This window comes from Pseudomonas sp. QL9 (assembly GCF_041409665.1).
Classification (GTDB): Bacteria; Pseudomonadota; Gammaproteobacteria; order Pseudomonadales; family Pseudomonadaceae; genus Pseudomonas; species Pseudomonas knackmussii.
Window position 1 is genome coordinate 2,289,848 of record NZ_CP166971.1, and the last position, 15,108, is coordinate 2,304,955.

The window sequence follows — 15,108 nt, forward strand, 5'->3', positions numbered from 1 at the left end:
TGCCCTTCGTAGGAGCGAGCTTGCTCGCGAACGCTTCGGCACGCGGCTCGGGTTCGCGAGCAAGCTCGCTCCTACTGGGAAAGCCAACCTCAATTCCACCCGGCGCGGTCCATCAGCTTGATCGCCTCCGCCTGGCGCTTGCCGGCGATTTCCACCGGAATGCTGTCGGCCTTGAAGCTGCCCCAGGCCGCCACCTCTTCGGAAGGTGCGACCTTCGGGTTGGCCGGGAACTCCTGGTTGATCGAAGCGAACAGCGCCTGCGCCTCGGGACCGGTCATCCACTCCACCAGCGCCTTCGCCTGCTCGGGGTGTGGCGCGTGCTTGGTCAGGCCGATGCCCGACAGGTTCACGTGCACGCCGCGGTCGGCCTGGTTCGGCCAGAACAGCTTGATCGGCAGGTCCGGTTTCTGCTGGTGCAGGCGGCCATAGTAGTAGGTGTTGACGATGCCGACGTCGCACTGGCCGGCGGCGATGGCCTGGAGCAGCGCGGTGTCGTCGGAGAACACGTCGGTGGCCAGGTTGCCGACCCAGCCTCTGAGGATTGCCTCGGTCTTCTGCTCGCCATGGGATTCGATCAAGGTCGCGGTCAGCGACTGGTTGTAGACCTTCTTCGCCGTGCGCAGGCACAGGCGGCCTTCCCAGCGCTTGTCGGCGAGTGCTTCGTAGGTGGACAGCTCGTCCGCCTTCACCCGCTCGGTCGAGTAGACGATGGTCCGCGCGCGCAGAGACAGGCCGGTCCAGCTGTCGCTGCCGGAGCGGTACTGTGCGGGGATGTTGGCGTCCAGGGTCGGCGAGTCGAAGGGCTGCAGGATGCCCATCTTCTCCGCCTGCCAGAGGTTGCCGGCGTCCACCGTGAGCAGCAGGTCGGCCGGGGTGTTGGCGCCCTCGGCCTTGATCCGCGCCATCAGCGGCGCCTCCTTGTCGGTGATGAACTTCACCTTCACCCCGCTCTTCGCCGTGTAGGCGTCGAACACCGGCTTGATCAGTTCGTCGATACGCGAGGAATAGACCACCACTTCATCGGCGGCCTGAACGGCGGCGGGCAGGGTTAGGAGAGCAAGGGATGCGAGAAGGCCTTGGCGAACCGACATGCGGGCGAGTCCTTGGGCGGCGAAATGAGGGCCCCAAATGATAGGGAAACTCATTTACCGCCGGAGTGGACCTTTGTGTCGGGGTGTTGCGCCGCGCCGCGACCGAGGGTCGCAGCGCGTCAGACGCGAGCCAGCGCCGGCAGGTCGCCCGATAGCCCGAGCGCCTGGCGAACGAACAGCCCCTTGGCCTCGTGGTGGCGGTCGACCAGGCGCAGCCCGGCGTTGCGCAGCCAGCGCACACCCAGCGGGTCGGCCTGGAACAGGCGCTGGAAGCCTTCCATCGCCGCCATCATCGCCAGGTTGTGCGGCATGCGACGGCGCTCGAAGCGGCTCAGCACGCGCTCGTCGGCAATGCTCTCGCCACGCGCATGGGCATGCAGCAGCACTTCGGCGAGTACCGCGGCGTCGAGGAAGCCAAGGTTCACGCCCTGCCCGGCCAGCGGGTGGATGGTGTGCGCGGCGTCGCCGATCAGCGCGAGGCCCGGCTCCACGTAGCGCTTGGCATGGCGTTGGCGCAGCGGAATGCACAGGCGCGGATCGACGTGCTCGACCTCGCCCAGGCGCTGCTCGAACGCGCGGCCGAGGGCGACGCAGAAACCTTCGTCATCCAGCGCCATCAGTTTTTCGGCTTCTTCCGGGGTGGTCGACCAGACGATCGAGCACCAGCGCGCATCGCCGTCGCGCGACAGCGGCAGGAAGGCCAGCGGGCCGTCGTCGGTGAAACGCTGCCAGGCGGTGGCCTGGTGCGCTTGCTCGCAACGCACGCTGGTGACGATGGCGTGATGCAGGTAATCCCACTCGCGGGTGGCGCAGCCGGCCAAGCGGCGCACGGCGGAGTTGGCGCCGTCGGCGGCGATTACCAGGGGCGTACGGATCTGCCGGCCGTCGGCGAGGGTCAGCAGCCAGTCGTCGCCGGAGTGGCGCAGCTGCTCCAGGCGCGCGTTGGGCAGCAGGCCGATGGTCGAGTCATGCAGGCGCTCCATCAGGGCGTCCTGCACCACGCGGTTCTCGACGATGTGGCCGAGCACGTCGGCATGCACGCTGGCGGCGCTGAAGTGCACCTGGCCAGTGCCCGAGCCATCCCACACGTGCATGTCCCGGTACGCTTCGGCGCGCCGCGCGAGGATGCCGTCCCAGGCATGCAGGCGCTGCAGGATGCGCCGACTGGCCTCGGACAGGGCGCTGACGCGCGGCTCGAAACGGGCGTTGCGGTCGTAGGGCTTCACGCTCAGCGGCGAGCCGTCCACCAGGAGGATCTCCAGGCCGCTGCCCTGCAGCGCCAGGGCCAGCGCGCTGCCGACCATGCCTGCGCCTACGATCACCAGATCCGCGTGCATCTGCACTCCTTGTTCCTTGTCCATCAGCCGGCCTGACGCAGGCGCGGCTTGAGTCTGACGTAGAGGGTCTTCTGTACCCGCGCAACCAACGTGCCCTCGCTGTCGCGCACTTCGGCATGCAGACGCGGCAGGCACTTGGCGCCGTCGGCGGTCTGCTCCCGGACTTCGTCCAGCAAAGCCTGGTCGATGCGGAAATCGGCGTAGACCGGGCCCTTGCCGGGGGTGATGAATTCGATGTTGGCGGCCTTGTCCCAGACGATGTAATCGCGCCCCAGGTTCTCCATCAGCATGAGCATGAAGAAGGGGTCGGTCATGCTGTACAGGCTGCCGCCGAACTGGGTGCCGACGTAGTTACGGTTGAACCACGACAGCACCATCTTCACCCGCACCTCGCGGAAATCCGGGCTGATGTGGCGCACGCGCACGCCGGCGCCGATGTAGGGCGGGTAGAGGTTCAGGCCAATGCGCAGCAGGCGGGCGCGACGCGCCATCTTCGACGACATCCGCTCTCCCTAGACCGGCCGGGCGCCCAGGCCCATGGCCTGGCGGGCGAACCAGCGCTTGGCCGGCGGCAGCAGGTCGAGGCCGAGCAGGCCCAGGTTGCGTCCGGTGGCCAGCATCGGCTGGGCATTGGAGAACAGGCGGGTGACGCGATCGGAGAAGCCGACGGTCATTTGCTGGTCGAGGCGTTGGCCATCGAGGTAGCGCTGCAGCACGGCGAAATCGCCGGGCGCGGCGCTCTCGGTCAGCAGGCGGTCGGCCAGGGCCTGGGCATCGCGCAGCGACAGGTTGAAGCCCTGCCCGGCGATTGGGTGCAGGCTGTGCGCGGCATTGCCGAGCACCACCAGATGCGGGCGGACTTGTTCCTCCGCCTCGGTCAGCGCCAACGGATAGCAATAGCGCGCACCGACCTGGCGGAAACCGCCGAGGCGATAGCCGAAGGCGGCCTGAAGTTCGTCGAGGAACTGCCGTTCCGGCAGTTCGCGCAGCCGCTCGGCATCGCGCGGGGCGCGGGTCCAGACCAGCGCGCAACGGTTTTCCGGCAACGGCAACAGGGCCATGGGCCCGTGCTCGGTGAAGCGTTCGAAGGCCTGGCCGCGATGTTCCTCGGTCGGGCTGACGTTGGCGATCAGCGCGGCCTGCCCGTAGGGCTCGCGGCGCACGCCTATGCCCAGTTGCTCGCGCAGACCGGAACGACCGCCGTCGGCCAGCACGGCGAGGTCGCAGTCCAGCTGCGAGTCGTCGTCCAGGGTCAGCCGGTAGCCGTCGGCCAGGGCGTCCATGCGCCGCACTTCGGCCGGGCAGCGCCAGCTCACCACTTCATGATCGAGCGCCTGCCACAGGCATTGGCCGAGCCAGGCGTTCTCCGCCACGTAGCCGAGCGCCGGCACGCCCTCCTCCACCGCCGTCAGGCGCGCGGAGCCGAAGCGCCCGCGGTCGGACACGTGGATCTGCATGATCGGCGCGCTGCGCTGGGCTATGCGCTGCCAAAGGCCCAGGCGTTCGTAGATCTGCCGGCTGCCGAAGGACAACGCGGAGGAACGCGCGTCATAGCTGGGCTGGTAGGCGTCGCCGGGGGCGAAGGGCTCGATCAGCACGATGCGCCAGCCACGTTCGCGGGCGCCGGCCTGCAGGGTCAGCGCCAGGCTGGCACCGACCAGGCCGCCACCGATGATCGCCAGGTTTGCGCGTTGCATCTCAGGCGGCCCGGGCCTTGGCCTCGGCCATCAGGGCCTCGATCTCGGCGACGGTCTTGGGCACGCCGTTGGTGAGGACTTCGCAACCGGTCTTGGTCACCACCACGTCGTCCTCGATGCGCACGCCGATGCCGCGCCACTTCTTCGGCACGTCGGTGTTGTCCGGGGAGATATAGATGCCCGGCTCGACGGTCATCGCCATGCCCGGCTCAAGAACACGCCACTCGCCGCCGACGCGGTACTCGCCGACGTCGTGCACGTCCATGCCCAACCAGTGGCCGGCGCGGTGCATGTAGAAGGCCTTGTAGGCTTCGCTGGCGATCAGCTCGTCGACGTCGCCGGAGAGCAGGCCGAGCTTCACCAGGCCGGCGGTGATGACCCGCACGGTGGCCTCGTGGGCTTCGTTCCAGTGACGTCCCGGGGCGATGTAGTCGAAGGCCGCCATGTTGGCTTCCAGCACCAGCTCGTAGATCGCCTTCTGCTCGGGGCTGAAGGTGCCGTTGGCCGGGAAGGTGCGGGTGATGTCGCTGGCGTAGCAGTCGATCTCGCAGCCGGCATCGATCAGGATCAGGTCGCCGTCCTTGATCACCGCGTCGTTCTCCCGGTAGTGCAGGATGCAGGCGTTGCGGCCGGCGGCGACGATCGAGCCGTAGGCCGGCATCTTCGCGCCGCCCAGGCGGAAGGCGTATTCCAGCTCGGCTTCCAGGTGGAATTCGTGGAGCCCCGGACGGCAGGCCTGCATGGCGCGGATGTGCGCACCGCAGGAAACCTCGGCGGCATAGCGCATCACCTTCACTTCGCCGGCGCTCTTGTACAGGCGCAGGTCGTGGAGCAGGTGGTCGAGGGCGACGAACTCGTTCGGCGGCTGTGCGCCCTGGCGGGCCTTGGAGCGGATCACGTTGATCCAGTCCATCAGCCGACGGTCGAATTCGGGGTTGGCACCCAGCGCGTAGTAGACGCGGTCGCGGCCTTCGATCAGGCCGGGGAGGATGTCGTCGATATCGCCAATGGGGAAGGCATCGTCGGCGCCGAAGTCGCGCGTCGCGCCGTCCTGGCCGGCACGCAGGCCGTCCCAGAGTTCACGCTCCGGATCGCGCTCGCGGCAGAACAGCACGTACTCGCCGTGCTCGCGGCCGGGAATCAGCACCATCACCGCTTCCGGCTCGGGGAAGCCGGTGAGGTACTGGAAGTCGCTGTCCTGGCGGTAGACATGCTCGACGTCGCGGTTGCGGATGAACATCTGCGCCGCCGGCAGAATGGCGATGCTGTTGGGCTCCATCTGCGCCATCAGCGCCTTGCGCCGACGGGCGAATTCCGATTTGGCGATACGGATCATGCAGCTACCTCAGTGCAGGGAGGGTTTCTCGGTCGGCGCCGGCACCTTGCCGAATTCGGAGAACAGCAGCAGCGGGGCGACCCGCAGGTATTCCTGAACTTCCATATAGTCGCTTTCGCCGTCCTCGGACTCTTCCAGCTGGCCCTGGACCTGGGCGATGGCGGCGATGTCCTGCAGCACTTCGTCGGCCTCGTCGGACAGGCTCGGCTGGCGCAGCGCCAGGCCGAAGCCAGCGAGGAAGCCCTGGCACCACTGGCCGACGGCCTGGGCGCGCTCGGCCAGCGGCGCGTCGTCGTTGGGGAGCATCAGCACCACGGCCATCTCGCCGCTGCGGAAGTCCTGCTCGACCATGCCGAGCAGGCCGCCAAGCGCTGCCTGCAGGCGCTCGTTCGGTTCGCCGCCGAGCAGTTCGGCGGCGGCCAGCTGCCATTCGCCTTGGTCGAAACCGGCACCGGCGCAGACGCGGCCAAGCAGGTTGCCGTGCAGTTCGGCGGGGGAAATGGGCAGCGCGGCTTCGGCGAGCAGAGCGGTGAAAGCGGTATAGGCGGAAGTGGTTGTGGACATCGTGCGGGACCTGATATCGACGCTAGGCGCCATCGGGCGCTACGCATAGAATGAGAGCCGCTATCCTAGCACCGCCGGACGTGCGCAGACCATGCGGCGGCGCGTCGGACGGTCGTCGCGTTGACCCTGGCGGCGCGGCACCCTATATAGTTTCCGGTCATCCCTTGTCCAAGCGAGAGCCCATGGAAGACGCCGACCTGCACGCGCTTATCGCCAAATTCGACCTGCTGCTCCAGCGCCTGGAGCAACTCAAGGCGGAGAACCGGCTGCTGCGGGCAAACGAGAAGAACTGGCGCGAAGAGCGCGCTCATCTGATCGAAAAGAACGAATTGGCGCGCCACAAGGTCGAAGCGATGATTTTGCGCCTGAAAGCCCTGGAGCAGGACTCATGAGCCAGACGAACACCCTGAATGTGCAGATCCTCGACAAGGAATACTGCATCACGTGCCCCGCCGACGAACGCGTCAACCTGGAAAGCGCTGCGCGCTATCTGGACAGCAAGATGCGCGAGATTCGCTCGAGCGGAAAAGTCATCGGCGCCGATCGCGTCGCCGTGATGGCCGCCCTGAACATCACCCACGACCTGCTGCATCGGCAGGAGCGCCAGGACATCGACAACAGTTCGACACGCGAGCGTGTGCGCGAACTGCTCGACCGCGTCGACCGCGCCCTTACCACTGATCAAGCCGGGAGTGAAGACTGACCGGCGAAGAAACCCTGGGGTATACTGGCCACGCTCCCTGGTGTGTTGGCCAGTCGGTGATGTCCCTGAGCCGATAATCGCAACAACGGAGGTTGCCAGTTGGGCTGGTGTGCATGTCCGCACGACGGAAAGCCTTAAAGCCTACTGCAACCGCCACCTTGAACTTTCGGGTTCAAGGGCTAACCCGACAGCGGCATTTCCGGGGAGCTTTTCCTTCTCCATGATCCACGCCCACGATCTCTCCCGCGCCGCCCTGCGCCGCCTGCTACGCCAGGCCCGACGCGCACTCACTCCGCAACAGCAACGCCAGGCCGCCCGCGATCTGCAACGCCAGATGGCGCAGCATCCGCTGTTCCGCCGCGCCCGCCACATTGCGCTGTACCTGCCCGCCGACGGCGAGATCGATCCCCGTCCGCTGCTGAAGGCCGCACAGAAGCGCGGCAAGGCGACCTACCTGCCGGTGCTCAGCCGCTGGCCGCACACGCACATGACCTTCCAGCGCATCGGCAATGGTGAACGCTGGACGCGCAACCGCTTCGGAATCGCCGAACCACAGCGCAACCGGAATCAGCAGCGCGCACCCTGGGCGCTGGACCTGGTGCTGTTGCCGCTGGTCGGATTCGATGAGGAAGGTGGGCGCCTGGGCATGGGCAAGGGCTTCTACGACCGCACCCTGGCTTACCTGGGACAGCGCAGAATCTGGCGCAAACCGACACTTTTGGGCCTGGCGCATGAATGCCAGAAGGTGGACAGGCTGGACCTGGCCAGCTGGGATGTGCCCCTGCAGGGCATAGTCACAGACGCGGGCTGGTATGGTGCGCTCGCTGCGACGCCGCGATCCCTGCGACGCCACGCGGAGTGAATCAGGGCTGTTTGGTCACCTGGACCGGCACGTCGCCCTGACGGTCCCAAAGGCTTTGGGTGTAACCGGTGGTGACAACCCCCAGGCCGAACAGAATGACCAGCACCCACAGTAGATCAGGCTTACGCTTCATCGATTGCCTCCCCCTTCCAGGCAAACTGTCAACGATGGCCGGCGGTGGTTTTTGGTCCGTCCGGCGCGTGCCAAGCTGAAAATCGGCGGCATTCTCCGACAATGGGAAGCGTCCCGCAATTGCATGCCGGACCCGGTCGTCGGAGTCAGCCTCTTCCTACAAAAACGGCGAAAATGGAGCAAGGATCATGCCGTATTGGCTGATGAAATCGGAACCCGACGAACTGTCGATCCACGACCTGAAGCGCCTCGCAAAAGCGCGCTGGGATGGCGTGCGCAACTACCAGGCGCGCAACTTCGTACGCAGCATGCAGCCGGGCGACAAGTTCTTCTTCTACCATTCGAGCTGCCCGCAACCGGGCGTCGCCGGTATTGGTCAGATCGAGGGCGAGCCCTACCCCGATCCCACGGCGCTGGACCCGCAAAGCCCCTATCACGACGCCAAGGCCAGTGCCGAGAAAAACCCCTGGAGCGCGCGTGACGTGAGCTTCGTGGAAGCCTTCCGTGAAGTGCTACCGCTAGGTGCGATCAAGGCCGCTGCCGGCCTGGAAGAGCTGGCGCTGGTGCAGCGAGGCAGCCGCCTGTCGGTGATGCCGGTGACCGACGAGCAGTGGAACATCATCCTCGGATTGGCAAAGCGCTAAGCCGTGCAGTACTCCGTCACTCCCGCGAACGCGGGAGCCCGGCGTCTCTGGATCCCCGCGTTCGCGGGGACGACGTTGCACAGGATCGAGCCCATCACGCCATCTGCCCGATGGTCCGGCGGAACCGCCACAGCGCCCCGCCGAAGAAGGCCGCGCCAATACCGACGATCGCCAGCAGTTGCGGCCAGACGATTGACAACCCGGCATCGCGGAACAGGATGGCCTGGGCCAGGCTGACGAAGTGCGTGGTCGGCGCCGCCAGCATGATGTTCTGCACAAGCTCCGGCATGCTCTCGCGCGGGGTGGTGCCGCCGGAGAGGATCTCCAGCGGAATCAGCGTGAGGATCACCAGCAGCCCCAACTGCGGCATCGAGCGCGCCAGGGTGCCGAAGAAAATGCCCATGGAAGTCGTGGCGAACAGATGCAACGCGGCGCCGAACAGGAACAGCGCCAGCGAGCCGCTCAACGGCACGCCGATCCAGCCTTGCACCACCAGCAGCAGCGAAAGGGCCGCCGCCCCAAGCACCACCGCGCCCATCGACCAGACCTTGGCCAGCATGATCTCGAACGCCGACAGCGGCATCACCAGCAGGTGCTCGACGGTGCCGTGCTCGCGCTCGCGAATCAGCGCCGCGCCAGTGAGGATGATCGACAGCATGGTGATCTGGTTGATCACCTCCATCACCGCGCCGAACCAGGCCTGGGTCAGGTTCGGGTTGTACTCCATGCGCACTGCCAGCTGCGCCGGCATGCTCGGGTCGGAGCGGTAGCGACTGACGAATTCGCTCACTTCGGTGGCGACGATGTTCTGGATGTAGCCCGCGCCGGAGAAGGCCTGGGCAGTCTGGGTCGCGTCGACGTTGACCTGGATCGCCGGCTGCCGCCCGGCCAGCACGTCGCGCTGGAAGTTCGGCGGGATATCCAGGGTGAAGCTGTACAGGCCGGTGTCCATGCCGCGGTCCATGCGGCCGTGGTCGATCATTTCCGGCGTGCGGAAATACGGAGCCTGGAAGGCGTTGATGATGCGCGAGGAGAGCTGCGACTGGTCCTCGTCGACCACCGCGATGGGCGCGTTGTGCAGGGTCTCCGGAATGCCGGTGGCCGAACTGTAGACGCCCAGGGTGAAGGCCCAGGCGATCAGCGCCAGCATCGCGTAGTCGCGGCTCAGGCTGCGGAATTCCTTGATACCCAGGTTGAAGATGTTGAGCAGGCTGCGCATCGGCTCAGTCCTCCTGCTTCTTCAGCAGCCGCACGCTGAGCGGGGTCAGCAGGGCGATCGCCAGCAGCAACGGCAGGTAATAGGGCCAGAGGTCGGCGAAGCCTAGCGCCTTGGAGAAGGCCCCACGACTGATGATCAGGAAGTGCGACGTCGGGTAGAGCTTGCCGAAGTAGGCGCCCGCCCCTTCCAGCGACGACACAGGATGGATCAGCCCGGCGAATTGGATGGCCGGGACCATGGTGGCGATGGCGGTACCGAACACCGCGGCGATCTGGCTTTTCATGAAGGTCGACAGCAGCAGGCCTAGGCCGGTGCTGGCAATCACGTAGAGCAGCGCGCCGAGGCTCAGGGCAAGGAAGCTGCCCTTGAGCGGCACCTGGAACAGCAGCAACGCCATCAGCAGCATCAGCGCGAAGTTGACCATGCCCATGCCGACGTAGGGCAGCTGCTTGCCGAGGAGGAACTCCAGGCGCGTCACCGGCGTCACGTAGAGATTGGTGATCGAGCCCAGCTCCTTCTCGCGCACCACGCCCAGCGCCGTGAGCATCGCCGGGATCATGATCAGCAGTAGCGGGATCACCGCCGGCACCATGGCCTTGAGGCTTTCCACGTCGGGGTTGTAGCGGTAGCGCACCTCGGTGCTGGCCGCCGCGCTGGCCTGGGGGTTGCCGCTTTGCCGGGCGAGGTCGGCGAGATAGGCGAGGTGCAGCCCCTGCACGTAGCCCTGCACGGTGGTCGCGCGCTGCGGCATGGCGCCGTCGATCCACACGCCGATGGCGGGATTGTCACCGCGCTTGAGGTCGCGGCCGAAGTTCGGCGGTATCTCCACGGCAAGGCTCAGTTCGCCGCTGCGCAGGCGTCGATCCAGTTCGTCGGGACTCTGGATGGGCGCGTGCTCGACGAAGTAGCGCGAGCCTTCGATGTTCAGCGAATACGCCTGGCTGGTGGTGGTCTGGTCGCGGTCGAGCACGGCGTAGGACAGGTTCTCCACGTCCATATTGATGCCGTAGCCGATGATGAACATCAGCAGCGCCGTGCCCAGCAGGGCGAGCGTCAGGCGGATCGGGTCGCGGCGCAGCTCCATCGACTCGCGCCGCGCATAGCTGAACAGGCGCAGCAGGCTGAAGCGCTGGCGCTGCGGCTTGAGGCCTTCCGGCGCCGCAGTCGGCTCGGCCACCGGAGTGGCGACAGGCGCGGCACCTGCTGCCTCTTCCAAATAGGCGATGAAAGTCGCTTCCAGCGTCGGCAGGCCGCGCTTGGCCATCAGCCCTTGCGGCGTGTCGCTGTCGAGTACCTTGCCGGCGTGCATCAGCGAGATGCGGTCGCAGCGCTGCGCCTCGTTCATGAAGTGGGTGGAGATGAAGATGGTCACCCCGTCGCGCCGCGACAGCTCGACCATCAGCTGCCAGAAGCCGTCGCGGGCCACCGGGTCGACGCCCGAGGTGGGCTCGTCGAGGATGAGGATTTCCGGCTTGTGGATAACCGCCACGGCCAGCGACAGGCGCTGACGGATGCCCAGCGGCAGGCTGCCGGGCAGCTCGTCGCGGACCTTGCCGAGGTCGAAGCGCGCGAGCATTTCCTCAACACGCGGGCCGATTTCCTCGCTCGGCAGATGGAACAGCTTCGCGTGCAGCTCCAGGTTCTGCAGCACCGTCAGCTCGGCATAAAGGGAGAAGGCCTGGGACATGTAGCCGACGCGCCGGCGCGTTTCCATGTCGTTGGCGTTCACCGGCTGGCCGAACAGCGCGCACGTCCCCTCGCTGGCCGGCAGCAGGCCGGTGAGCATCTTCATGGTGGTCGACTTGCCGCAGCCGTTGGAACCGAGGAAGCCGAAGATTTCCCCGCGCTCGATACGGAAGCTGACGCGGTCGACGGCGACGAAATCGCCGAAGCGGCAGGTCAGCCCCTCGGCCTCGATGGCGATCTGCGGCGCGCCTTGGTTCTGCTCGCGCGGCGGAATCACCAGCGCCTGGTGACCCGCGCGCTTGCGTTCGGGCAGCAGGGCGACGAAGGCCGCCTCCAGGCTCTGGGTTGCCGTGCGTTCACGCAATTCGGCCGGTGTTCCGGTGGCGAGCACCTTGCCCTCGTCCATCGCGACCAGGGTATCGAAGCGCTCGGCCTCCTCCATGTAGGCGGTCGCCACCAGCACGCTCATGCCCTGGCGGCCGGCGCGGATGCGCCCGATCAGCTCCCAGAACTGGTTGCGCGACAGTGGATCGACGCCGGTGGTGGGCTCGTCGAGGATCAGCAGGTCGGGGTCGTGGATCAGCGCGCAGCACAGCCCGAGCTTCTGCTTCATGCCGCCGGAGAGCTTGCCCGCCGGCCGCTCGGCGAAGGGTGCGAGCCCGGTGCTCTGCAGCAGGTCGGCGATACGCCGTTCGCGCTCGGCCTTGTCGTGGCCGAACAGGCGGCCGAAGAAATCGACGTTCTCGAACACCGAAAGCGTCGGGTAGAGGTTCTTGCCCAGGCCCTGCGGCATATAGGCAATGCGCGGGCAGACGCGGCGACGGTGGCGCGCATCGCGCATGTCACCGTCGAGCACATGGACTTCGCCCTCCTGGATCTTCCGCGCGCCGGCCACCAACGCCAGCAGGCTGGACTTACCTACGCCGTCCGGACCGATAAGGCCGACCATGCGGTTGGCCGGGATTTCCAGGGTGACGTCGTCCAGCGCGGCGGTTCGGCCATAGCGCAACGAGACCCCGTGCAGACGGGCGACCGGCTGCGGCGCGTTCATTGCGGAACCTTGATCTGCAGGTTGTCCGGCCACTGCGCATCAGGGTCGAGGCGCAAGTAGGCCATGCCCGGCACGCCGGTCTTCACGTAGGTGACGTACTTCGCCAACAGCGCCGGATCGAGGCGTGCCTTGACGCGAAACATCAGCTTCTCGCGCTCGCTGGCGGTCTCCACGGTCTTGGGCGTGAACTGCGCGACGCTGGCCACGTAGGAGACCTTCGCAGGGATCACGTATTGCGGCGCTGCATCTATCACCAGGCGCACCTCCTGGCCAAGTTGCACACGCCCAGCCTGGGGCGCGGCAAGGAAGAAGGTCATGTAGACGTCGGTGAGGTCGACCATGTTGAGCAGCTTGCCGCCCGCCGGCAGCACCTCGCCCGGCTGCGCCACGCGGTACTGCACGCGCCCGTCGCGCGGGGCGCGCAGCAGGCTGTCGTCGATGTCTGCCTGCAGGCGGGCGACGCTGGCGTTGGCCGCCTCGATGGCCGACTGCGCCTCGATCACCTGGGAACGTCCGGCCTCGATTGCCGCCTGCGCGGAGATGACCTGCGAGCGTGCTGCCGACAGCGCTGCCTGGGCGCTTTGCAGCACGGCGCGGTCGTCATCCAGTTGCTGCTGCGGCAGGGCATTTCGAGCCACCAGCCGCTCGGTACGGCTGAAGCGCTTCTGCGCAGCGGTGAGTTCGGCCTGGCGCTGAGCGACCACCGCCTCCGCGGTGCTTTTCTCGCTGTTGCGCTGGGCCACCAGGGATTCGGCGGTGAGCTTGGCGTTCTGCGCCTGGCGTACCTCGGCCTGGGCCTGGGCCAGTTGCGCCTGGAGCACCTGGGTGTCCATGCGCGCCACCAGGTCGCCGGTCTTCACGAAGTCGCCTTCGTCGACCTTGATCTCGGCGATGCGCCCGGGGAGCTTGGTCGCTACGTCGACCTCGGTCGCCTCGATGCGCCCGTTGCCGCTGGCGAAGCCGTCGCCGAGGCCTTTCGGCTTCAACATGTGCCAAGCCAATGCGGCCACCAAGGCAGCGGCCACAAGAACCGCGCCACGAACCAGCCAGCGTTTTGAATTTCCCTTCATCGCACCCTCTCTTGAACGGCCTTTCGACCAATCGTGTAGGGATCTTCCGAGAAGAGAGAGGCAATGGCCTTGATTCAGGTCAGACGCGACCCGAATCGCTGAAAATGACGACTATTTCCTGTGTCAGATCAGGGCTGGACGATCAGGTTGTTAAACAACAGGTCGTCCACCAGCGGCTTGCCTTCCTCCTCCTTGAGGACCGTCTGCACCTGCTTGAGCGCCTCTTGGCGCAGCTTTTCCTTGGCCTCGACGCTGCCGAGGGTTTCGTCGGTCTGCTGGGCGAACAGCATGATCAGCTGGTTGCGGATCAGCGGCTCGTGGTGCTCGACCTTGTCCGCCGTCTCCTTGCCCGCGACCTTCAGGGCGATGTCTGCCTTGAAGTACTTCAGCTTGGGACCGCTGCCGTAGTTGCCCACCAGGGCCGGAGTGAGGTCGACGAACAAGGGCTTGTTGGCGTCTTCCGGCTTGGCTTCCTCCTCCGCCATCACGGGGGCGAGGAACAGGACCAGCAAAAGGGCAATCAGGGCTCTCAAGGCGACTTCTCCAGAAATGATGCCGGCAAGCATAGCCAGACTCGGCGCGCGGCCCAAGCCCAGCGGTTATGCAGCGGCATAAGCCGGGACCATACTGATTTGCCCCTCGCCTGCCCACTCCTACACTGCCCGCCTCACCCGCAAGGAGTCCGCCCCGATGAAAGCCGTGCTGTGCAAAGCCTTCGGCCCCGCCGAAACCCTGGTGCTGGAAGACATCGCCAGCCCCGAGCCGAAGAAGAACGAGGTCCTGCTCGACGTGCATGCAGCGGGGGTCAACTTCCCCGACACCCTGATCATCGAGGGCAAATACCAGTTCAAGCCACCCTTCCCCTTCGCCCCGGGCGGCGAAGCCGCGGGCGTGGTCGCCGCGGTTGGCGAGAAGGTCTCGCACCTGAAGGTCGGCGACCGGGTCATCGCCCTCACCGGCTGGGGCAGCTTCGCCGAGCAGGTCGCGGTGGGCGGCTACAACGTGCTGCCGATCCCGGCCGGCATGGACTTCACCACCGCCGCCGCCTTCGGCATGACCTATGGCACCTCGATGCACGCACTCAAGCAGCGCGCCAACCTGCAGCCGGGCGAGACCCTGCTGGTGCTCGGCGCCTCCGGCGGCGTTGGCCTGGCCGCGGTGGAGATCGGCAAGGCGATGGGTGCCAAGGTGATCGCCGCCGCGAGCAGCGACGCCAAGCTGGAAGTGGCCAAGGCCGCCGGTGCCGACGTGCTGATCAACTACAGCGAAGGCAGCCTGAAGGACAAGCTCAAGGAAATCACCGGTGGCCAGGGCGTGGACGTGATCTACGACCCGGTGGGCGGCGACTTCTTCGAGGAAGCCTTCCGCAGCATCGCCTGGAACGGCCGCCTGCTGGTGGTCGGTTTCGCCAGCGGCACCATCCCCTCGCTGCCGGCCAACCTGCCGCTGCTCAAGGGTGCATCCCTGGTCGGCGTGTTCTGGGGCGCCTTCGCCCAGCGCCAGCCGCAGGACAACGCGGCGAACTTCCAGCAGCTGTTCCAGTGGTACGGCGAGGGCAAGCTGAAGCCGCTGGTGTCGCAGACCTATCCGCTGGAGAAGGCTGCCGACGCCATCAACCACCTGGGCCAGCGTCGCGCGGTCGGCAAGGTTGTGGTGACGGTGCGCTGAGCCATTGCGCCCACTGTAGGAGCGGATCTCATCCGCGATTTCTCGCGG

At 66.6% G+C, this 15,108-nt stretch carries 16 protein-coding genes and 1 other RNA gene; 6 read left to right on the forward strand and 11 right to left on the reverse strand.

Annotated features, from left to right (window positions below; translation table 11 throughout):
* Positions 1-89: 89 nt before the first annotated feature.
* The 6 genes from ACA097_RS10900 to ACA097_RS10925 all read right to left on the reverse strand — a co-directional run bounded on the left by ACA097_RS10900 (position 90) and on the right by ACA097_RS10925 (position 6,025).
* Positions 90-1,091 (reverse strand): extracellular solute-binding protein, encoded by a 1,002-nt coding sequence (locus tag ACA097_RS10900; protein WP_371370115.1) that lies wholly within the window; start codon positions 1,089-1,091, stop codon positions 90-92.
* 119 nt (positions 1,092-1,210) lie between these two features.
* Positions 1,211-2,428 carry a 2-octaprenyl-3-methyl-6-methoxy-1,4-benzoquinol hydroxylase gene (locus tag ACA097_RS10905; RefSeq protein ID WP_371370116.1) on the reverse strand — a complete coding sequence of 406 codons (1,218 nt, stop codon included), beginning with the start codon at positions 2,426-2,428 and terminating at the stop codon, positions 1,211-1,213.
* A 23-nt stretch (positions 2,429-2,451) separates the two neighbouring features.
* Positions 2,452-2,931, reverse strand: coding sequence for a DUF4442 domain-containing protein (locus ACA097_RS10910; RefSeq protein WP_371370117.1), 480 nt, complete (start codon positions 2,929-2,931; stop codon positions 2,452-2,454).
* Positions 2,932-2,940: 9 nt separating this feature from the next.
* Positions 2,941-4,125, reverse strand: a complete 1,185-nt coding sequence (ubiH, locus tag ACA097_RS10915; RefSeq protein ID WP_371370118.1) for a 2-octaprenyl-6-methoxyphenyl hydroxylase — start codon at positions 4,123-4,125, stop codon at positions 2,941-2,943.
* A gap of 1 nt (position 4,126) precedes the next feature.
* On the reverse strand, positions 4,127-5,461 hold the full coding sequence (pepP, locus tag ACA097_RS10920; protein WP_160285602.1) for a Xaa-Pro aminopeptidase: 1,335 nt from the start codon (positions 5,459-5,461) through the stop codon (positions 4,127-4,129).
* A gap of 9 nt (positions 5,462-5,470) precedes the next feature.
* A complete protein-coding gene (locus ACA097_RS10925) occupies positions 5,471-6,025 on the reverse strand; it encodes a UPF0149 family protein (protein ID WP_371370119.1) in 555 nt (184 codons plus the stop codon).
* A 182-nt stretch (positions 6,026-6,207) separates the two neighbouring features.
* Between ACA097_RS10925 and ACA097_RS10930 the strand changes: the two genes are divergently transcribed.
* The 4 genes from ACA097_RS10930 (at position 6,208) to ACA097_RS10945 (ending at position 7,590) form a co-directional block, all read left to right on the forward strand.
* On the forward strand, positions 6,208-6,417 hold the full coding sequence (locus tag ACA097_RS10930; protein ID WP_043248492.1) for a TIGR02449 family protein: 210 nt from the start codon (positions 6,208-6,210) through the stop codon (positions 6,415-6,417).
* Positions 6,414-6,728, forward strand: coding sequence for a cell division protein ZapA (locus tag ACA097_RS10935; RefSeq protein ID WP_043248491.1), 315 nt, complete (start codon positions 6,414-6,416; stop codon positions 6,726-6,728). The genes ACA097_RS10930 and ACA097_RS10935 overlap by 4 nt, the downstream gene beginning before the upstream one ends.
* Positions 6,729-6,759: 31 nt before the next feature.
* Positions 6,760-6,938, forward strand: a non-coding RNA gene (gene ssrS, locus ACA097_RS10940) — 6S RNA.
* A 10-nt stretch (positions 6,939-6,948) separates the two neighbouring features.
* On the forward strand, positions 6,949-7,590 hold the full coding sequence (locus ACA097_RS10945) for a 5-formyltetrahydrofolate cyclo-ligase (RefSeq protein WP_371370120.1): 642 nt from the start codon (positions 6,949-6,951) through the stop codon (positions 7,588-7,590).
* Position 7,591: 1 nt separating this feature from the next.
* Here ACA097_RS10945 and ACA097_RS10950 read toward each other — a convergent pair whose 3' ends face one another.
* On the reverse strand, positions 7,592-7,723 hold the full coding sequence (locus tag ACA097_RS10950; protein WP_156957976.1) for a hypothetical protein: 132 nt from the start codon (positions 7,721-7,723) through the stop codon (positions 7,592-7,594).
* 187 nt (positions 7,724-7,910) lie between these two features.
* Between ACA097_RS10950 and ACA097_RS10955 the strand changes: the two genes are divergently transcribed.
* Complete coding sequence (locus ACA097_RS10955; protein WP_160285600.1) at positions 7,911-8,366, forward strand: EVE domain-containing protein; 456 nt, start codon at positions 7,911-7,913, stop codon at positions 8,364-8,366.
* Between the two features lie 94 nt (positions 8,367-8,460).
* Here ACA097_RS10955 and ACA097_RS10960 read toward each other — a convergent pair whose 3' ends face one another.
* The 4 genes from ACA097_RS10960 to ACA097_RS10975 all read right to left on the reverse strand — a co-directional run bounded on the left by ACA097_RS10960 (position 8,461) and on the right by ACA097_RS10975 (position 13,925).
* Positions 8,461-9,585, reverse strand: a complete 1,125-nt coding sequence (locus tag ACA097_RS10960) for an ABC transporter permease (protein ID WP_043248485.1) — start codon at positions 9,583-9,585, stop codon at positions 8,461-8,463.
* Between the two features lie 4 nt (positions 9,586-9,589).
* Positions 9,590-12,322, reverse strand: coding sequence for a ribosome-associated ATPase/putative transporter RbbA (gene rbbA / locus ACA097_RS10965; RefSeq protein ID WP_371370121.1), 2,733 nt, complete (start codon positions 12,320-12,322; stop codon positions 9,590-9,592).
* A complete protein-coding gene (locus ACA097_RS10970; protein WP_043248481.1) occupies positions 12,319-13,392 on the reverse strand; it encodes an HlyD family secretion protein in 1,074 nt (357 codons plus the stop codon). Before ACA097_RS10970 ends, rbbA begins: the two co-directional genes overlap by 4 nt.
* A gap of 128 nt (positions 13,393-13,520) precedes the next feature.
* On the reverse strand, positions 13,521-13,925 hold the full coding sequence (locus ACA097_RS10975) for a flagellar basal body-associated protein FliL (RefSeq protein ID WP_043256815.1): 405 nt from the start codon (positions 13,923-13,925) through the stop codon (positions 13,521-13,523).
* Positions 13,926-14,082: 157 nt separating this feature from the next.
* Here ACA097_RS10975 and ACA097_RS10980 point away from each other — a divergent pair, with 157 nt between their 5' ends.
* Positions 14,083-15,060, forward strand: a complete 978-nt coding sequence (locus ACA097_RS10980; RefSeq protein ID WP_371370122.1) for an NADPH:quinone oxidoreductase family protein — start codon at positions 14,083-14,085, stop codon at positions 15,058-15,060.
* Positions 15,061-15,108: the final 48 nt, after the last annotated feature.